The sequence below is a fragment of the Flavobacteriales bacterium genome (assembly GCA_016700415.1).
Classification (GTDB): Bacteria; Bacteroidota; Bacteroidia; order Flavobacteriales_F; family PHOS-HE28; genus PHOS-HE28.
The window spans coordinates 1,335,926-1,355,977 of record CP065018.1 but is presented as its reverse complement, the minus strand read 5'-3'; the positions used below and the strand labels follow the sequence as shown (position 1 = coordinate 1,355,977).

The 20,052-nt window shown below is 60.7% G+C and carries 15 protein-coding genes; 5 read left to right on the top strand and 10 right to left on the bottom strand.

Features of this window, described 5'->3' with window-relative positions:
• The first annotated feature begins 52 nt into the window (after window positions 1-52).
• Window positions 53-1,243, top strand: coding sequence for an ADP-forming succinate--CoA ligase subunit beta (sucC, locus tag IPP95_05755; GenBank protein ID QQS73722.1), 1,191 nt, complete (start codon window positions 53-55; stop codon window positions 1,241-1,243).
• Between the two features lie 168 nt (window positions 1,244-1,411).
• Here the strand turns inward: sucC and IPP95_05750 are convergent, their stop codons facing one another.
• The 3 genes from IPP95_05750 to IPP95_05740 form a co-directional block, all read right to left on the bottom strand.
• Window positions 1,412-2,470 (bottom strand): beta-lactamase family protein, encoded by a 1,059-nt coding sequence (locus IPP95_05750; protein ID QQS73721.1) that lies wholly within the window; start codon window positions 2,468-2,470, stop codon window positions 1,412-1,414.
• Between the two features lie 220 nt (window positions 2,471-2,690).
• Window positions 2,691-2,855, bottom strand: a complete 165-nt coding sequence (locus tag IPP95_05745) for a hypothetical protein (GenBank protein QQS73720.1) — start codon at window positions 2,853-2,855, stop codon at window positions 2,691-2,693.
• A 259-nt stretch (window positions 2,856-3,114) separates the two neighbouring features.
• Complete coding sequence (locus IPP95_05740; GenBank protein ID QQS73719.1) at window positions 3,115-5,358, bottom strand: cation:proton antiporter; 2,244 nt, start codon at window positions 5,356-5,358, stop codon at window positions 3,115-3,117.
• Window positions 5,359-5,460: 102 nt separating this feature from the next.
• On the opposite strand from IPP95_05740, the gene accC reads away from it, so the two are divergent.
• The 3 genes from accC (at window position 5,461) to IPP95_05725 (ending at window position 12,317) form a co-directional block, all read left to right on the top strand.
• A complete protein-coding gene (accC, locus tag IPP95_05735) occupies window positions 5,461-6,957 on the top strand; it encodes an acetyl-CoA carboxylase biotin carboxylase subunit (protein ID QQS73718.1) in 1,497 nt (498 codons plus the stop codon).
• 104 nt (window positions 6,958-7,061) lie between these two features.
• Window positions 7,062-7,760, top strand: a complete 699-nt coding sequence (locus IPP95_05730) for a DUF4294 domain-containing protein (protein QQS73717.1) — start codon at window positions 7,062-7,064, stop codon at window positions 7,758-7,760.
• A 168-nt stretch (window positions 7,761-7,928) separates the two neighbouring features.
• Window positions 7,929-12,317 carry a gliding motility-associated C-terminal domain-containing protein gene (locus IPP95_05725; protein ID QQS73716.1) on the top strand — a complete coding sequence of 1,463 codons (4,389 nt, stop codon included), beginning with the start codon at window positions 7,929-7,931 and terminating at the stop codon, window positions 12,315-12,317.
• An 83-nt stretch (window positions 12,318-12,400) separates the two neighbouring features.
• On the opposite strand, the gene IPP95_05720 is transcribed toward IPP95_05725, so the two are convergent.
• Window positions 12,401-13,543, bottom strand: a complete 1,143-nt coding sequence (locus tag IPP95_05720; protein ID QQS74207.1) for a class I SAM-dependent RNA methyltransferase — start codon at window positions 13,541-13,543, stop codon at window positions 12,401-12,403.
• A 223-nt stretch (window positions 13,544-13,766) separates the two neighbouring features.
• Here IPP95_05720 and IPP95_05715 point away from each other — a divergent pair, with 223 nt between their 5' ends.
• Entirely contained in the window at window positions 13,767-14,090 is a 324-nt protein-coding gene (locus IPP95_05715; protein ID QQS73715.1) for an HPF/RaiA family ribosome-associated protein, read from the top strand.
• 150 nt (window positions 14,091-14,240) lie between these two features.
• On the opposite strand, the gene IPP95_05710 is transcribed toward IPP95_05715, so the two are convergent.
• The 6 genes from IPP95_05710 to IPP95_05685 all read right to left on the bottom strand — a co-directional run bounded on the left by IPP95_05710 (window position 14,241) and on the right by IPP95_05685 (window position 20,049).
• Entirely contained in the window at window positions 14,241-14,753 is a 513-nt protein-coding gene (locus IPP95_05710) for a hypothetical protein (protein QQS73714.1), read from the bottom strand.
• Between the two features lie 440 nt (window positions 14,754-15,193).
• Window positions 15,194-16,180, bottom strand: coding sequence for a putative sulfate exporter family transporter (locus IPP95_05705; protein ID QQS73713.1), 987 nt, complete (start codon window positions 16,178-16,180; stop codon window positions 15,194-15,196).
• A gap of 141 nt (window positions 16,181-16,321) precedes the next feature.
• Entirely contained in the window at window positions 16,322-17,032 is a 711-nt protein-coding gene (locus tag IPP95_05700) for a hypothetical protein (GenBank protein QQS74206.1), read from the bottom strand.
• 183 nt (window positions 17,033-17,215) lie between these two features.
• Window positions 17,216-17,716: a hypothetical protein gene (locus IPP95_05695; protein QQS73712.1), complete on the bottom strand. Its 501-nt coding sequence runs from the start codon at window positions 17,714-17,716 to the stop codon at window positions 17,216-17,218.
• Between the two features lie 2 nt (window positions 17,717-17,718).
• Entirely contained in the window at window positions 17,719-18,606 is an 888-nt protein-coding gene (locus IPP95_05690; GenBank protein ID QQS73711.1) for a 3-hydroxybutyryl-CoA dehydrogenase, read from the bottom strand.
• Window positions 18,607-18,654: 48 nt separating this feature from the next.
• Entirely contained in the window at window positions 18,655-20,049 is a 1,395-nt protein-coding gene (locus tag IPP95_05685; protein QQS74205.1) for a sugar transferase, read from the bottom strand.
• Window positions 20,050-20,052 lie beyond the last annotated feature (3 nt).

Genomic DNA, 20,052 nt, shown 5'->3' with positions numbered 1-20,052 from the left:
CATTCGCGGCCTGCCCGCCATAAGGCCGGGAACATCCGTAGCAAGCATCCCCATGAACCTCCACGAATACCAAGGAAAGAGCATTCTCGCCCAATACGGCGTCCGCGTACAGCGCGGGCTGGTGGCCTACAACGCCGATGAGGCGGTCGATCAGGCCAAACGCCTTAGCCAGGAGACCGGTACTAAATGGTGGGTGGTGAAGGCGCAGATCCATGCCGGCGGGCGCGGCAAGGGCGGCGGGGTGAAGCTGGCCAAGAACATCGAAGAGGTGCGCGAGCGTTCCGAAGCCATCATCGGCATGATGCTGAAGACGCCGCAAACGCCGCCCCAGGGCAAGAAGGTGAGCAAGGTGCTCATCGCCGAGGACGTCTATTACCCCGGCGCCAGCGAGCCGAAGGAGTTCTACATGAGCGTGCTGCTCGACCGCGCCAGCGCCCGCAACATCATCATGTACAGCACCGAGGGCGGCATGGACATCGAGGAGGTGGCAGAGAAGACACCGGAACTCCTCTTCAAGGAAGAGGTCGATCCGCGCGTGGGCCTGCGTCCGTTCCAGTGCAACAAGATCGCCACCAGCCTCGGCCTCTCCGGCGGCGCCAAGAAAGAGATGGTCAAATTCGTGGCCGCCCTCTACAAGGCCTATGAAGGCAGCGATTCATCCATGTTCGAGATCAACCCCGTGCTGAAGACCAGCGACGAAAAGATCATCGCCGTGGACGCCAAGGTGCGGCTGGACGGCAACGCACTCTACCGCCACCCGGACTACGTGGAGATGCGCGACAAGAGCGAGGAGGACCCCATCGAAGTGGAGGCCGGTGAAGCCGGATTGAACTACGTGAAGCTCGACGGCGACGTGGGCTGCATGGTGAACGGCGCCGGCCTCGCCATGGCCACCATGGACATCATCAAACTCAGCGGTGGCAGTCCCGCGAACTTCCTCGATGTAGGCGGCACGGCCGACGCTGCACGTGTGGAAAAGGGCTTCCGCATCATCCTGAAGGACCCCGGCGTGAAGGCCATCTTAGTGAACATCTTTGGCGGCATCGTGCGCTGCGACCGCGTGGCGCAGGGTGTGGTGGACGCCTACAAGAACATCGGCAACATTAAGGTGCCCATCATCGTGCGCCTGCAAGGCACCAACGCCAAGGAGGCCAAGGAACTGATCGACAAGAGCGGCCTGAAGGTGCTCAGCGCGATCTCCCTGCAAGAGGCTGCGGACGCGGTGAAGGAGGTGCTGGGGTAGATCCTGAATTGTACAAAGTTGAAACGCCCGAGGCCAGACCTCGGGCGTTCGCGTTTGTACCCGGAACAGCCATCGCCTACGATCACACTCGTGCGTGTATTGAATGACTTTGGTCTCACATCCTGTGCGAGCGTCTTCGCGCGCCTAAACTGGCTCTTAGAGCTTTTGTCAGGAGCTTTTCCTTCTCAGTATGGTTGCAAAACGACCGTTCAAGATCTCGGCCAAATTCCACAGGAGAAGATCGGGATCCGTCGTGCTGTAGAACGTCACAATGACCGCATCCAGGTCCTTATCGTACGCAGCGAAGCTCTGGTAGCCGGGCACCCAGCCGGCATGCTCAAACTTGTAGATGGATGAATAGATCTTCCGTTCCTTATCGGTAAGTAATTCCCCGGTGTTCAAGGCACGCAGAAATAGACCCACGTCTTCGGCCGTGGCAATCATTCCGATATCATCCGTCTTCAGGTCCGCGTCATGGCCTTCATGATAGCCGCTCATAACATCGTCGATTTTCACGTCCTGGATCGAGGAGAAGGTGTGGTTCAGATTGAACGGGGTCAAGATCGCCTCCTGGATGAACCGGAAATTGTTGTAGCCCAGCGTGCGGTCCATGATCATGTTCAGCAGCAGGTAATTCGTGTTGCAGTATTCCTGGTCTTCGCCAGGCTGGAAGTTGGCCGGTCTTCCAAGTATCAATCGGAGTTTTCCTTCAGCCGTCGTCTCCGGGTGGGCCCAGTAATCCGGAGTGGCGGTATAATTGGGTATGCCGCTCCGATGTTGCACCATCATCCGTACCGTGATCTTCTCGGCGTTTTCGATCTGTCCCGCCAGCTCAGGCAAATAGTCCGCTAGGGTCCCGTCCAAAGAGAGCTGGCCTGCGCTTACCAATTTGGCGATCGCCACGGCATGATACAGTTTGCTGATGCTCCCAATCTTGAAATAGGCGTCCTTTTTGGCGGGTATCCGTCGTGCCCGATCATGCCAACCTGCGGTATGGAATGCCGGTGGCTTGCCCTGCTGGTCCACGTATATGATAACGCCGCTGAATCCGTGTTCGACAGTCTCATCGGCCTGTTCCTGCATCGTATGCGGAAGCGGCTGTATCCACGCCCGGACCAGAAGCCACGGAACGAAGTACAGGGAGATGGCCGTGCCCACGACAAGAACGATCCGTATGATGCGCTTCGCTTTTTTTCGACCGGTAGTCCTGCGCTCATTCTTCGTCATTTCCGAGTATGTTTTGATCGGTGGTGCGTGGCGACGATCACATCGATGCTCCCACTTGATCTGCGTCTGGTGTCATCGAGGCCGGCTTCTCATCGGTCCCGACGGTGGTTGGCGGCATGCAGGCGGCCGTTGTTCGCCTAGACGATCGCAGGGACCAACAGGGCCTGAATGTAGCAAAGATCAATTTTCACGGCAGTTCAATGAATATGCCCTGCTTGGATCAGCCGAAATAGGAGGCTGCTATCTCTCGAAGATTTCCGGGTTCGATCAAATAGAGCGTTACTCCTTCTTTTTCCATGCTCTCTATGTGCCCGAAGAGGTAGGACGGACCATGGCAGGACGATAGGGACAAGAGCACGAAGATCAGACCAGTGATCCAGATCATGAAGTAAGTGCTCTTGGTTGGCAACTAGTGGGTTATGACGACAGTTGCGTTTATTTCCGGATTTGGTTTGTGCTTGGAGTGGTTACTATTTCACTATGGGGGCATGGAAAGCGCAATAGGGTTTCTGCCTTCAAGGTCCGCCAACACGCCGCAGATCTGGCCTTTGGTTTTGGTGTAGCATTACGCCCGATCAGGTTTGAACATAGCGTGGCTGCAATCATGAATGTAGGACATCCGTTTGCGCCATTCCGTATTGTGCTCACTCCCGCACCGCCTTCCGTTCTTCCATGAAGGCGATGATGGTGGGGCCGTTCCCTACCAACCAGAGCACATCGTTCTCCTGGAACACCGCAGTGCCTTCCGGGTTCATGATCCGGTTACCACCACGCTCGATGCCCGCCACCATGGCGCTGGCCTCGTTGCGCAGCCCGCTTTCATGTATACGCATGCCCACCAAGGGGGACTGCGGCGTGATGCGGAAGCGCTTGAGGCGGATGTCCTCCTTGGTCATGCGCGCTTTTTGTTGCGCTGATACCGGGGCGTCCAGCGCGCGCTGCAAGTTCGCCAGTTGTTCATCCGTGCCGATCACGAACAGGTTGTCGCCCGGAAGGAGCAGGTGGTTCCGGCCGGGCGCAGGCACCGAATGGCCGCTGACGCGTTCGATCATGGCAATGTTCACCCCGTATTTCTCGCGAAGCCCCAGCTCTATCAGGCTCTGGCCAGCGAGCCCGGAATCCACCTTCACGCGGACCTGGGCCAAGTGCATGTCCCACGGGGCCAGGTCGGTACGCCGCAGGCTCAGCTCGCGCTGGTTCAGGTTCTGGAAGAAGCGTTCCTCCATGCGCAGGTAGAAAATGTGCAGGCGCTGGCGGAAGAGGAACAGGGCCACGATCATGAGCACCAAGAGCGCCATGAAGGCCCAACCCGTGCTGAAGAACACGTTCACCAGAACGGCCAGCACCACCACCGCGGCGGCCAGACGCACCACCTCCATCATCACCAAGGGGCCCCGCAACATCCGCTTGTTCACCCAAAGCTGCCGGTAGGCGTTGCGGCTGATGCGCCGCAGGGACATCGCCCAGATGAAAGGCAGAACCAACAGGAAGGTGGTGAGGCCCGCCAACACACGGCCGTCCACGCCCATGAATTGATCGCCGAAAAGCACAAGGAAGGCAGGGCCCGCGCCAAGTACGACGGTGAGGCACAGCACTGCGAAAACGGCGAGGTTGATGGCGTAGGACCGCAGCAATTGCCGCCACGCACTGGTCTCCTTTACCTGATCGGCCTGCAGGCTGTACCGGCCAAGTGCTTTTGCCCAGCGTTGGGGGAGCATCCGTTCCACGAAGCCGGCGAACGGACCGGACGCCTTGATCATGTACGGCGTGGTGAAGGTGGTGACCGCCGATACCGCCACAGCGATGGGGTAGAGGAACGCACTGGTCACATTCAGGGTGAGCCCCAATGTGGCAATGATGAAGGAGAACTCACCGATCTGCGAAAGGCTCATGCCCACCCGCACCGCACGGAACATCGGCTCGCCCGCCAGCAAAGCACCCGCCATCACGCTCAACGGTTGGCCCAAGATCACTACCACGGAGATCAACAGCACCTGTTGCCAATACTCCACCAGCATGGCCGGGTCCAGCAGCATCCCCACCGATACGAAGAAGATAGCGCCGAAGAGATCCTTCACCGGCCGTACCAAGTGTTCGATCCGTTCCGCCTGTACCGTCTCAGCCAGTAACGCCCCCATGATGAAAGCGCCCAACGCCGCGCTGAAGCCCGTGTTCACCGCGAACACCACCATGGAAAGGCAGAGCGCCACCGCCACGATAAGCAGCGTCTCGTCATTCATCAGCTTCCGGGTCCGTGCCAAGAGCGTAGGGATCAGGAACACGCCGGCGGCGAACCACAGGATCAGGAAGAAGCCCAGTTTGCCCAGTTCCCAGAGCATCGCACCGCCGGAGAAATGTTGGCTGACCGCAAGGCTGCTCAATAGCACCAACAGCAGCACGGCCACGATGTCCTCGATCACCAGCACGCCCACCACCACGCCGGCGAACACCTGCGTCTTCAGCCCCAGCTCATTCAAAGCGCGGACGATGATCGTGGTGCTGGAGATCGAAAGGATACCGCCTAAGAACAGGCTGTCCATGGCGCCCCAGCCCAACCACTGCCCGGTGAGGTAGCCCACGCCCAGCATGAAGCAGACCGTCACCAGTGCGGTGATGCCCGAGGTGCCGCCCACCTTCGCCACCTTCTTGAAGCTGAACTCCAGCCCTAGGCTGAACAGCAGGAAGATCACACCCAGTTCCGACCAGACCTTGATGCTCTCCTCGTCCAGCACGGTGGGCACCAACGTCACATGAGGGCCGACCAGCACCCCGGCGATGATATAGCCCAGCACCAATGGCTGCTTGATCTTCTTGAAGACCAACGTGGTCACGGCGGCCACCGAGAGGATGAGGCCGAGGTCGGCGATCAGGTCGGGGAGGTGGGTCATGTACAGGCCCGTTGGGGATGCTGCCAAGATAGGCCGTTGCGGGCAGGTTAACCGCTCCCTTCGCATCTTCGTCCCCTCCCTACAAGCTTATCCGGGTATCAAATGAAGAAACGCACGATCAAAAAGATCCTCATCGCCAATCGCGGCGAGATCGCGCTGCGCATCATGCGCTCCGCGAAGGAGATGGGCATCGCCACGGTGGCCGTTTATTCTGAGGCCGACCGCAACGCGCCTTTTGTCCGCGCCGCCGACGAGGCCGTCTGTATCGGGCCGCCGCCCAGCAAAGAGAGCTACTTGGTCATCGACAAGTTGCTCAAGGTGTGCAAGGACCTGAAGGTGGACGCGGTGCATCCGGGCTATGGCTTCCTCAGCGAGAACGGGGACTTCGCCCAAGCGTTGGAAAAGGCGGGCGTCATCTTCATAGGCCCCTCGCCGGAGGCCATGCACATCATGGGCGACAAGCTTTCCGCCAAAGAGGCGGTGAAAAAGCACGGCGTGCCATTGGTGCCCGGCACGGAAGGTGCCGTGGCGGACCTAAAGGAGGCCATGGCGGTGGCGAAGACCATCAGCTTCCCCATCCTCATCAAGGCCGCAGCCGGCGGTGGGGGCAAGGGCATGCGCATCGTGGAGCGGGAGAGCGAGCTGAAGGAAGGGCTGGAGCGTGCCATCAGCGAAGCGGAGAACGCTTTTGGCGACGGCAGCGTCTTTATCGAGAAGTTCGTGGAAGGCCCGCGCCACATCGAAGTGCAGGTGCTGGCGGACATGCAAGGGAATACGGTGTACGTCTTCGAGCGTGAGTGCAGCATCCAACGCCGCCACCAGAAGGTGATCGAGGAAGCGCCCAGCGCCGTGCTCACCCCGGCGCTGCGGAAGAAGATGGGCGAAGCCGCGGTCAACGTGGCCAAGAGCGTGAACTATGTTGGCGCAGGTACCGTGGAATTCCTGCTGGACGCGAACGGCGACTTCTACTTTATGGAAATGAACACCCGCCTGCAAGTGGAGCATCCAGTTACCGAAATGATCAGCGGGCTGGACCTGGTGAAGGAGCAGATCAAGATGGCGCAGGGGGAGAAGCTCTCCTTCAAACAGGAGGACCTGAAGATCCAGGGCCACGCTATCGAAGTGCGTGTGTATGCCGAGGACCCGACGAACAACTTCCTGCCGGACATCGGCACGCTCACCACCTACCGCCTGCCCCAAGGCCCCGGCGTGCGCGTCGACGACGGTTTTGAGGAGGGCATGACGATCCCCATCCACTACGATCCGATGATCGCCAAGCTGATCGTACACGCGGCCACGCGCGAGGAGGCCATCGCCCGCATGGAGCGCGCCATCGACGACTATGCCATCGCCGGGGTGGAGACCACCTTGCCCTTCTGCCGCTTCGTGATGGGCCACAACAGTTTCCGCAGCGGCATGTACGATACGCTTTTCGTTCGGGACCACTTCCGCCCGGAGCTGCTGGACGGCACCGACCCGGACGAGATGGCCGTGGCCGCGATGGTGGCGGCCCACTTGAAGGAAGAGGAACTGCGGAAGCCGACCCCCGGCGGCCCAGCGGCCCAGCAGCCCTCCCCGTGGTGGCTGAATCGTAGATGAGGAGGCTGTTTTTAGCGACGTAGCCCAGGTGTAGGCCCGCCAGTGTTCGTTTACAACTACACTGGCGGAACGAACGTTAGAATGGTAACTTGGCACTGCCGTTCATGAACAGGTTCCCGATCATATTCCTTTTTGGCATCGCGCTTCTTGCCGCCGATCGTGTATGTGCCCAAGCGCCAACGGACATGGTGCCCGTTATGATCCAAGGTACGGACACCATCCCCATGTACATGCTGGCCCCGGTGGAGGTGGAGGCTGTGATGAGCCGCAGGGCACGTCGCAATGCCACCCGCACGGACCGCCTTACCCGCTATGTGCAGAAAGTCTATCCGTACGCGTTGATCACCGCAAAACTGCTCGATGAATACGACCACGACCTTGCCACTATCCAGCGCGAAAGCGACAAGGACCTTTACCTAAAGCTGGCCGAGGCCGAGCTGAAGGCCGAGTTCGAGCAGGACATCAAGGGCATGACCATCATCCAAGGCCGCATTCTTGTGAAGCTCATCGACCGCCAGACCGGCCACACCAGCTACGACCTTGTGAAGCAGCTCCGAGGCTCCTTCGAAGCCTGGATGTGGCAAGGCGTGGCCAAGCTCTTCGGCAACGACCTCAAGGGCGAATACGACCCCGAAGGCGACGACCGCCTCGTGGAATCCATCGTGCATCGCATCGAGAACGGCGAACTGGCCACCACGCCCCGCGCGCCGCGCACCGAGAAGGCCACCGCCCGCCTCGTCAAGCGCAAGGCACGGCTGTACCGCAAGTACGGGGTGAGCATGCCGGTGGTGTCTGCGAATTAGTTGTCAGTTGTCGGTTCTCAGTTGTCAGGACGGGCGCGGCGATCGTGCCTCCGGAATTTCGCGCGAGCAATAGGAAGCAGGGTGGCGTAAGAGTTCAAGGATAGGTCCTGACAACTGGAGGTTGGAACCTCCACATCATCTTATCTTGTCGCGATGATCAGTGGGGGCATGACCGGTTGTGGCCATAATGGGGTCAAGTGGTTTATCCTGCTCCTTGCGGCCTTCTCCTCGCCGTTTGTGGATGGCCAGGCGCATTGGTTGAACAAATTCGATGGCACCCAAGCCTGCCATATCGTGGATGTGGTCACCGATGTGGCGGGCAATGCCTACGTTACCGGTGACCTCAGCGGCACCATCACCATCTCTTCCGGAGGAACTGCCCAGGGAAACACCACAACGGCCGGGGCGCAGGACGTGCTGGTGGCCAAGTTCGCCACGGACGGTACGCTGCTCTGGGCAAAGCATGCCGGCGGGCCTGCGGTGGACGTGGGCTTGAAGCTGGCGTTAGGCCCCTCCGGGTTGGCGCTCACGGGCATCTTCACCGGTACCGCCGACCTCTTCGGCACCGTTGTGAATGCCCAAGGCGGAAGCACCGACCTCTTCGTCGCCATGCTCGATCCCGCAGATGGGCAGGCCCAGTGGGTGCGCACGGCCGGCAGCCCGGGCTACACCGACACGCCCGGCGGCATCACTCTTGCCGGCAACGGGCAAGTGGTCGTGGCCGGCAAGTTCAAGGGTGAAGCGGTCTTCGGTTCCCAGACCCTGCACGGTGCCATCAACCCCGCCACGGCATTGCCCAGCTTCGACGTCTTCATAGCGGCTTGGGCAGCCGACGGGACCTTCCATTGGGTGAAGCAGGGCACAGGTTCCAAGGATTGCTTAGCAGTGGACATCGTCAGCGCTCCGAATGATCAACTCTATGTGGCTGGCCAGTTCAACGACACGCTCACCTTCGATGTGATGCACCCGAACACAGTGTCGAACAACATCTTCGTGGCGAAGTTCGATCCGCAGGGCAATGAGCTCTGGTTCCGCAAATGCGGCGGAGGCAACTTCAACCAGGTGAGCGACCTTCATTGGTCCGCAGCGAACGACCTGCTGGTGACCGGTGACCAGAGCGGCACCATGTACTGGTCCGATGGCACCGCGTCCACTCCGGTGCCCAGCGCTGATCCCCATGCCTACTTCATTCTCCGCGTGGATGCTTCCGGGGCATTGTTGGATGCCACATCCATGGGTTCAACTTCCGTCGTACATGTGGCCTCCATCACGGAGCAGGCGGATTCGGTAGTGGTCTTCGGCGAGTTTGAATGCGACTTCACCGGCCTACAGGATGCCTATGGTGCGGACGGGCTTTTCATTGCCACGGGAACACCGGACCTCTTCATCGCCAAGCATGCTGCCGGGGACCTTGCCTTCGTGGCGGCCCAGCAGTTCGGCGGCTCCGCGCTGAAAAGTGCAGGGGCGATCTCCAGTACACCGGACGGCCTGTTGTTCGCGGGCGCTTTCACTACCGAACTCTATCTGCCCCGGGGAAGCGCGTTCTGGGGCGATCCCGTACTGGCCTGTTCCTTCCTGTCCGCCAATGCGGGAACCACCTTCTGCGACGATCCGGACTATGGATCATTCGCATGGGCGACGGGCACAGGCCCGGCCACAGGCTTCCTCACAAAAGGTTGGGTGGAAGGGCGCAAGCCGTTTGACTTCTGGGACCGGGACGGCGCCGCGCCCTGCGATCGCTCGGACCGGGGTCAGGATGTGAAGATCCTGTATCAGGGCATCGACGCTCCGGATACGATCCATGAGTGCAATCGGGCGTTCCTGTCAACCTATGTGCCATTCCAGCGCGGAGGTGGCATGCAACCTTGTGCAACTTATACACCCACGGTCGGACCCTTCGGTCAACAGCTTTGGACCAACGGCACAAACATGGATACCGCCTCGGTATTTTCCACCGGATGGTTCACATTCACGGTGAACAACACGAGCGGCTGCGGACCGTGGAAAGACTCCGTTTACGTGGACATCTCTGCCGCGCCGGGTCCGTTCGTCACGGATAGCACGGGTACCTACCAGAGTTTATTCATATCCCCCCAGTACCCGCTGATCCTTACCACCTGTGATCCCCAGGTCTTTTGGGCAGACCCAGTAGAGCCGGGGGATCAGGTCTATTGGGTGACCGGTACGGATACGATCTTCAGTGACACGGTCCACATCGCCGCTTCCGGTGTCTATGTTCTGTATTTGATCGGGATCAATGGCTGCACGCGTTCGGGCCCTGTGGTGGTGCAGTTGTTCGAACATGCCGACATCAACATCACCGGTGTGGTCCCCGAACTGGTCGGCAGCGACACCATCCACACCTGCGAGGCCAATTGCATCTATGGCACGTTCACCAATACCTGGTATGTGGACGGCGTGCCCACTGCGTTGCCGGATGGGCTTTTGCAGAGTTATACCGGGTCGGGCGGCTGCAACCAGTCCGGCGTAACGGACACCTATCAGCCCGTGTTTTGGGGGCTGCAGCTGAACGGTTCGGGCTGGTATGCGATCCAGTCCGAGGTAACGATTTTCGAAGAGTGCGGCACGGAACTGTATGCGTTCACCTTCATGGACAGCGTATATGTGGACGAGGCCGAAGCGGCGGTCCTGACCTTCACCCAGAGCGAGGTGTACCACTGCGCGGGGGATACCGTGATGATCCCGTTCACTTGCGCCAACTGTGATTCCATCATCTGGACCGGACCGGGGATCGTCTGGACCTCCCCGAGCGGCGATACCGTGCTGGTGAACATGGACGGGTTGTACACCGCCATGCCCTTGTCCCTGTCGAACAGCTTGTACTGCGCTGGGACGCTTCTGGCGGTCACCGTGACGGACCCGCCACCGCCAGCCGTGTACATGGATCCCTCGGATGGCGTGATCTGTACGGGTGATTCCGTGCGCCTATACACGGATGCTGAGGGAAGCGACTATCTCTGGACCGGACCGGGAACGGCCTTCCTGCCGCACGATACCAGCATCTGGGTGCATGAGCCGGGCGACTATTACCTCGCTGTCGCCCTTTATTCGGGATGCACCGCCGCCAATGGTCCCGCCACGGTATCCTTCTTTGGTTCGCCCGTGTTCAGCGGTGGGGCTTCCGGCGTGCTCTGTCCCGGTGGCACCGTGCAACTGCAGGTGGAGGCGGGGCCGGGGAGCATTGTGCAATGGCAGTCGCCGCTCTCCGGAACGAACCCCGTGCAAACAGTTTCCGCGCCTGGTACCTATTCATGCACGGTATTGAGCTGCGGGTCCAGCTGGAACCTCTTCTACAATGTGGTGCTCAGCGTGGTGAGCGCCGACCTAGGGGTGGACAATTTCACTTTTTGCGAAGGCCAGACGGTCACCCTCACGGCCCCGCCCGGTGGAGCCAGCTACCTCTGGCTGCCTTCCGGCGATACGCTGCCGCAGCTGACCGTGTCTGCAGCGGGCATCGTGGAGCTTGTGGTGATCGATACCGCCGGATGCAGTGCCTCCTCGGGACCCGTGCAGGTGGTGGAGCAGGTGTTCTCACAGCTCGCCACTGCCGCCGGGGATTCCCTTTGCGCAGGGGGAGCTGCATTCCTGAACGCATCAGGCTCGGGCGAATTGGCGTGGTATGCAAGTGCGGATACCACCGCCCTGTTGGCCACCGGGACATCTTACACTTTTATGCCCAGCGCGACGGACACGGTCTTCCTCCAGCAAACGGAGGATGGATGCACCGGCGCTTTCGTGGCGGTGCCCGTCATCGTTCAAGATCCGCCACCGGCACCGCTGATCATGGGCGACACCGCCTATTGCACAGGTGATGCGCTGATGCTGGTCGCGGAGGCCGGTCCCGGTGCACAGCTCTTTTGGTCGGCCCCGTGGGGCACGTATACCGGTGATAGTATCGGACCCGTAGCTGCCTCGGCGATGCATACCGGGTTGTACGCCTGCTTCGCCACGTTGAACAGCTGCACGGGTGATACCGCCACAACGGCGGTGGTGGTGCTGGATAGTCCGGGTGTGCCGGAGATCACCGGGGACACCTTGCTCTGTATCGGGGATACCTTGTTCCTCCAAGCATCCGGCAGTGCAGGAAGCGAATGGCAATGGACCATGCCGGCAGGGACATTCAACGGTGCGTTGCTAGTGGTGCCGAACGTGGGTGTTGCGGATACCGGCCTCTACGCGTGCCGAGCGATGCTGGGGAGCTGCCCCGGCGATACCGCGTTCAATTTTGTCCGGCTGGCCGACTGTACCGTGGTGCTGCCGCCCGGTGAAACGCCCAACGTGATCACCCCGAACGGCGATGGCGTGAACGACGCGTTCCACTTCGCGGGTGAAGGCTTTGCGCGTGCCGAACTGCACGTCTACAACCGCTGGGGCCAGCAGGTGGCGCTGGTGTTGGGCCGTAACGCCGTTTGGGACGGCCACAACTCCTTCAGCGGTGAAGTGCTGAGCGAAGGGGTCTACTTCTACACTATTGAGGCCATCACCGATGCGGGTGAGAATTACAGGAAGGCCGGATATGTGCAGGTGTTGAGGTGACCTGTTCAGTTGCCAGTTGTCAGGGCCAGCGAGGTTCCGGAGGCACGATCGCCGCGCCGGCCCTGACAACTGGCAACTGACAACTACTCCACAGGATCCCGTCTCCGCGAGCCTTCATACAATTCATACCGCAGGAAGCGGCAATCCAGCGCCCCGTTGAAGAGCCGGATCTTCGGCCTTGGAGTCAGCTTGATGTGCTTGGCCGCATCCAAATTTGAGGTGAGCACCCAGGCGTCGTAGCCAGCCCAGTTCTTTTTCAGCGTATCGCCGATCATCTTGTACAGCCCGTTGATGTCCTCGTCCTCGTCCATGCGCTCCCCGTAGGGCGGATTGATGATGAGGATGCCGCGGCCGGCAGGGGCCTCAAGGTCCTCGAAGGCGACGTTCTTCACCTCGATCTCTTCCTTCAGGTCCGCGATGGCGATGTTCGTCTCGGCCTTGCGCGCCACGTTCTTCGACAGTTCCCCGCCCAAGATCACGGGGCGGTTGCCGGTGATGCGCTCCATCGCCCCGGCATGCACTTTCGCCCAGAGCTCAGCGTCGTAATCGCTCCACAGCTGGAAGCCGAAGCTTTTGCGGTATGCGCCCGGCGGGATGTTCCCCGCGATCAGCGCCGCCTCGATCAGCAAAGTGCCCGAGCCGCACATCGGGTCCACGAAGTTGCTCATGCGGTCCCAGCCCGAAAGTAGCACCATCCCTGCCGCCAGCACCTCGTTCAGCGGGGCCAGATTGGTCTGCTCGCGATAGCCGCGCTTGTGCAGGGAATCGCCGCTGCTGTCCAAAGAGACCGAGCAATGTTCGCCGGTGATGAAGAGGCGGATGCGCAGTGCGGGATCCTCAGCGTCCACCGAAGGGCGCTTGCCCGTCTTCTCGCGGAAGCGGTCCGCCAGTGCGTCCTTCGCCAGCAGCGCCACATACTGCGAATGGCCGAAACGCTCCGAATTCAGCTTGGCGGTGAACGCGAAGGTGTCTTCCACGCCCATGAACACTTCCCACGGGATCTTTTTGATGCCTGCATAGATGTCCTGCTCGTTCCGCACAGGGAAGTCTTCGATCGGGATCAGCACCCGCAGCGCCGTGCGCAGGCACAGGTTGGCCTTGTACAGGAAACCGAGGTCGCCCGTGAAGGCCACCGCGCGGTTGTGCTTCTCCACCTCCTTTGCGCCCAAACGCAGCAGTTCCTCCGCCAGTACCGGCTCCAGCCCGTACATCGTCTGGGCCGTCATCCGGAATTCGTTCGTGGGCTTGCGGCCGGGGCTATTGGGCATGGCCCAAACCTACGCAGGGGAGTTGCCTCTGGCGCGACCCGCCCCAAGAACGAGTGTCATTCCGGGCTTGATCCGGGATCGTGAATGAACGTGGCCATGGTTATCCCGTCCATCCATCATTCCATTTTAACTTCCCCCCCCATCCACGGGACCAACGACCGCAGACAACGATCCGAAAACCATGGAGACTTTGCAGATCCTCATCCGCACCGACAAGAACATTGAAAGCTCGGCAGGCTTGGAAGAGCACGTCCGCAACAACGTGAACAAGGCCATGGCCCACTTCGACGAGCGCCTTACTCGCGTGGAGGTCCACCTGCGGGACGTGAACGGCGACAAGTTCGGCGAACGCGACCACGAATGCATGATGGAGGCCCGATTGCGCGGCCTGAAACCCTTGGCCGTCACCCACGCGGACAGCAACCTGCACCAGGCCATCGCCGGTGCGGCCGAGCGTCTTCGCAATGCAGTGGCCAACTTGGTGGGCCGCATGGAAGCACGGTAGTGCCAGCAAAGACATTCACACCAAGTACAATGCACGAACACCCGCGCCATGCGCAGGTGTTCGTGCATTGTGATCTCCTCTTGTTCTCACCCCGGCCGTGCGCCGGGGGCGTGAATGCGTGGTCCGGGGGGTTCAACCGGCGCCCGGCGCTTAGAACACCACCGTCTTCTGCTGGCGCTCGGGTACCAGTTGCTGGTCGTGTTCCACCATAAGGCCGCCATCGGCCGAGTTGAAGGCCAGCACACCGACCGGCCCGGCGTACACCAGCCCTTCGTAGTCCGTGATCGCGTCCAGCTTCACGCCGAAGGTGAGGCTGCGTTGCTTGCTTTTGAAGTTGCCGGCCTCCATGTTGTGTGTATCCACCGACACCGTCTTGGTGAGGTGCCCGGGCTTTCGGAAGCTGATCAAGGCCACCGCATCGGCGGGAAGCATCAGGTCCACGCGGCCGTCCGCATCGGGGCGGCCCCAGTCCTTGGTGCCGTTCACGTGTACCTCTACGATCACGTCGCTTGAGTTCCCGCCTGACAGATCTAGCCACGCTGTTAGTGCCACTTGGTCCATATTGGCCGCCGGGGGAGGAGCCGCGACCGACCGTTCGGAAGCGAAAAGACCCAAGAGGATGGCGAAGCAGGTGATCGCAGTACGCTGAAGTGAATTTGTCATGGTCGTGGATGTTGGTCCGGATGCCTTAACGCCCGCGCTTTCGCGTTGTTCGGGAAATTCGATGAAGGCAGGGGCCGATCGGGTCAGGGGTTGAATTTCGGTCGGCGAAACTATCCGGCAGCTCGGATCGGACACACCCGACAAGGGAGCAGTTTTCCACATCATTGGGAAGCGGTGGGGAGGTGTTCGTGCGTTCACGCTTGAGACGCCAACGCCATTGCGGGCCTGAAGGCGGTGATGAGGTCCGACCGGTTGGAATGCTAAAGGGCTATTCAGACTAAGAAGAGGAGGACGCAGAGCACCGGAATTGAACGCCGGTCCTTATTGGGGATCTGGACACCGGTGAGATTGAACATTTGGGGGTCGTCCACTCCCGGATCACCAATTTCGCCTTTGGTCCGCGCAGATCCGATCGTTCCGTGTCTTCAGCGTTCCATCCTTCAACCCACCCACAGGATCGCCACCAACGACATCACGCTGATGATGATCCACAGCAGGATCCCCAATACCATCGGCTTCACGCCTACGGCACGCATGGTTTCCAAAGTGAGGCTGGCGCCGATGAGGAAGAGCGTAAGGGTGAGGCCGCGTTTGGCTGCCAGCGCGAGCCAGCCGTAGATCTCGTTGTATTGCGGGAAGTAACTGCTGATGATCATGGCCGCGATGAAGAGGCCGATGAACCAAGGGATATTCACCTTGCCGCCGCCCTTCATCACCAGCGCTGTGATCAGCGATAGCGGGATGATCCAGAGCGCGCGCTCGAGCTTTACCGTAGTGGCCACCTGTAACGCTTCGTTGCCGTAGGCCGCGCCCGCGCCCACCACGGAGCTGGTGTCGTGAATGGCGATGGCGCACCACATGCCGAACTGGTGCTGGCTCATGCCCAGCAGATGCCCCAGCAGCGGGAAGACCAAAAGGGCTACGGAGTTGAGGATGAAGACGGTGCCGAGCGCGACGGACATCTGCTTGCGGTCAGCCTGCACGATGGGCGATACGGCGGCGATGGCGCTACCACCGCAGATGGCGGTGCCGCTGGAGATGAGAAAAGCGGAGATGCCGTCCACCTTCAGCCGCTTGGCGATGAACCAGCCTGCGCCGAGGGTGATCACGATGGAGAACACAGTGAAGATCAGCCCGTCTTTGCCGGCGGCGATGGCATGCTGCAGGTTCATGCCGAAGCCAAGGCCCACCACGGATGCCTTCAGCAACCAGCCGGTGGCCTTGTGATTGAATTCCGAGAAGGGATCGCCGATGGTGATCGATAGTACCAAGCCTAACAGCAGCGCCAGCGGCGGCCCCATCGCCGGGCTGAGGCAGAGCAGCATGGCGATGATAAAGACGACCTTGCGGGCGTTCGGGCCTACGTGCAACGGCGGGCCTTTTTCGTTGGAGGTACCAGCGGCGATATTCCCCTCGATGCTGCTCATGTTGGACGGGTGAGGTGCAAAGTATGGCCACGACATGACCTCCCCGACCGGGACCTCAACGTATTGTTAACGTGGGGCCGTGGCTGCTGAGCGCGTGTACCGGGATGAAGAAAGGCCGCTATCGGATCGCAGCTGTGCAGATCACTTGCGCCGCTGCGGCCCCTTCCGCTCCGGCGGTAACTTCTTCGCGAACCACAGCGTGTGCCGCGTGCCTTTCGTTCCCGTGGCGGGCACTTGCACCTCTTCCACGCGGAAGCCGCCCATGCCTAAGCGCCGCGAGAAGGGCTTGTCCGGATGCGTGCTCCATACCGCCAGCACGCCACCGGTGCGTAGGCAGTCATAAATAGCACGAATGCCGGCTGTGCTGTAGATCTTGCGATTGTCGTTCTGCGTCAAACCTTCCGGGCCGTTGTCCGTGTCCAACAGGATGGTGTCGTAAGCTTCTTTCCGTTCGCGGATGATCGCGGCCACATCGCCTTCACGCACCAAGGCACGCGGGTCCTGCATGGGGTTTCCCGCTTTTTCGCCTAACGGTCCCTTGTTCCATTCGATCACCTCCGGCACCAGTTCCGCCACCACCACCTGTGACTTTGGGCCGGTGTGCTTTAGCGCCGCGCGCAGTGTGAAACCCATGCCGAGGCCGCCCACGAGCACGCGTGCTGTCAAGGGAGATGGAAGCCGCTTCAATGCCATTTCCGCCAGCAATTCCTCGCTGCCATGCACCGCGCTGTTCATCAGGTCGCCGTCGATGCCCACGACCTCGATGGCAAAATCCTCCCCACGCTGGTAGAAGCGCAACGTGCCTCCATTGTTCGGGATCGCCGCCGTACCCAGCAGTGTGTTGATGCGCATCTTCATGGGCGAAAGGTCGAGCTTTTGAAACTGGAATGCTGAAGTTTCACCACAGAGGTACCGAGAACACAGGGGGCCAGTTGGCAGTTGGCAGTGGCAGTCAGTAGTCGTCTACTTACCGATCACATCCAGCATTTCTCTGCGCGCCTGGCAGCCGGAGGCATGCTCAGCGGTCCCCTTGATCTATTTGCAATCCACCTTCGGGATCGGCTCGCCGTAGGTCACCTGCGACTTGTCCTTGAACAGGATCACCCCTTCGGATGTCTCCATTTCGCCGGTGGCCACACGCAATTGGCCGTCCTCCACCTTGAAGAGCACCTCCTGCTTTCCGGTCGCGCCTTCTGCGGTGTAGGTGTATACAGCGGTCACCTCGTCACCGTCGATGGAACCTTGAAAGGAGCCGATCATGTGGTCTTTTTCCTCCGGCAGCCAGTTGTACACGCCATTGGCCAGTTCGCCGAGGATGTCCAGCCGGATGTAAAGTGAATCCACCGGACCGGGGATGGTATCGCGGCCTTCAATGCGGGGCGCTCCTTGGGCGACCTGCAGGTAGCAGTGTGTCTCCATTTCCGGCTCGCCTTGGGCGTTGGCGTCGATGTCGTAGCGGGAAGAGGGTTGCTCCGGCTGGCCACAGCCAGCCAACAGCGCGATGCCCGCAACAACAGGAGCAAGGAGGCGGCCCATGCTCAGGAAGCGAATGCCGGCGCCACCACCAGATCCTTGCTGCCGGGCGTGTAGGCGTAGAAACCCTCACCGCTCTTCACGCCGAGCTTGCCGGCCGTCACCATCTGCACCAGCAGGGGACAGGGCGCGTATTTCGGCTGGCCGAAGCCGTCGTGCAGTACGCGCATGATCGCTAAGCAGGTGTCCAAGCCGATGAAGTCCGCCAGCTGTAGCGGCCCCATGGGGTGTGCCATGCCGAGCTTCATCACCGTGTCGATGTCCGCCACGCCGCCCACGCCCTGGAAGAGCGTTTCGATGGCCTCGTTGATCATCGGCATCAGTATGCGGTTCGCCACGAAGCCCGCGTAGTCGCGTACCTCCACGGGCTCTTTGCCGATGGCGCGGCTCAGCTCCATCACCGCCTTGGTCACCGCGTCACTGGTATTGTAGCCTCGGATCACCTCCACGAGCTTCATCACCGGAACCGGGTTCATGAAGTGCATACCGATGACCTGTGCGGGCCTTCCGGTCACAGCCGCGATCTTGGTGATGCTGATGCTGCTGGTGTTGGTGGCGAGGATGCAGCCCACGGGCGCGTGCGCGTCGATGTCCTTGAAGATCTTCAGCTTCAGGTCCACGTTCTCCGTGGCGGCCTCCACCACGAGCTCGGCGTTCTTCACGCCTTCCGAAGTGATGGTGTTTGTTGAAATGCGTGCCAATGCGGCCTGCATGTCGGCCTCGGCGAGTTTGCCCTTCTCCACCTGCCGGCCCATGTTCTTGCCGATGGTGGCCAGGGCCTTGTCCAAGCTGGCCTGCGCGATGTCGATGAGGACCACGTCGTGGCCGCCTTGGGCGAACACGTGCGCGATACCGTTGCCCATTTGGCCCGCGCCGATAACGGAAATTTTCATGTGGCGAATGTAGGGGCGACGCAAGCAGGGGCGATGCATGCATCGCCCCTACTTGCCGTCGCCCTTCAAAATGATGATCACGGTGTAGGCCAGGATCTTCAGGTCCACCGCGAGGCTCATGTTCTCGATGTAGAGGATGTCGTACTTCAGGCGGCGCACCATCTGGTCCACGTTCTCGGCGTAGCCGAATTTCACCTGCCCCCAACTGGTGAGGCCCGGCCGCACTTTGTGCAGGTGGCGGTAATGGGGTGCCACCTTGGTGATCTCGTCAATGAAGTGCTGCCGCTCGGGCCGTGGCCCCACCAAGCTCATTTCGCCTTTGATCACGTTCCAGAACTGTGGCAGCTCGTCTATCCGCGCCCTGCGCAGGATACGCCCGATGCCGGTGATGCGCGGGTCCGACGTGCTGCTGAGCTGCGGCCCATCCCGCTCGGCATTCGCCTCCATGCTGCGGAATTTGATGATCCGGAAAGGCTTCCCGGATAGCCCGATCCGTTCTTGGCGAAAGAAGACGGGTCCGGGGGAACCGAGCTTTACAAGCACCGCGATCACCAAGAGGAAAGGGAACAGGACGATCAAGGCCAGGATGCTGAAGGTCACGTCCATCAGGCGTTTCAGGGCGAACTGCCAGGCCGGCATGATCTGTGGGTTCACCTCGATCAGCGGCGCGCCGAAGATGCTGGTCATCTTCACACTGCCCGCGAGGATGTCGTACATGTCCGGGATGATCTTGATCCGCACTGCGGTGCCGTCCAGCTCGTTGAGGATCTTGCTGATGTGGGCGTGCTCGCTGCTTTCCACCGCGATGATCGCTTCCTCCACACCGTATTGCGGGATCAATGTGCGTAGCTCATCCCATTTGCCCAAACGAGGAAGGCCCATCTCCGCCAAGTGCTGGTCCCCGCCGTTCACGTTCACGAAGCCCACGAAGCGGTTGCCGGGAGATTTCGGCAGGTCCTCGATCTCCGAATGGATGGAGATGGCCCGTTCATTGCCGCCGATCAGTAAGGTGTTGAAGCCGATCCGGCGGTCGTGTACCCGGCGCACTGTGCGGCTGGTGAGCAGGAAGCGGAAGAGGAAAAGCAGCCCGAAGTTCAGGCCGAAAAAGGCGCCGAACGAGCGGTAGTAGTACGCCGGGCCGGGGATGGTGTCGTCCAGCAAGAGGGCGAAGAAGATCACCATGGAGCCGATGAAGCTGATCAGCAGGGTCTGGCCCAGTTCCTTGATGCGGAAACGCCGGAAGATGTCCGAATAGCCGCCGATCATTACGAACAGCAGCACCCAGAACACCGGCACCACGGACAGGCCCAGCCAGTAGCGGTGGTCCAGGTCCACCGGCACCGGATAATGGAACTTCAGCGGTTCCAGGTACATTTTGCGGAACAGGAAGAAAAGCGTCCATGCGAGTGCCGTGGCCACCAGGTCGGCCACCACGTACAGCATCGT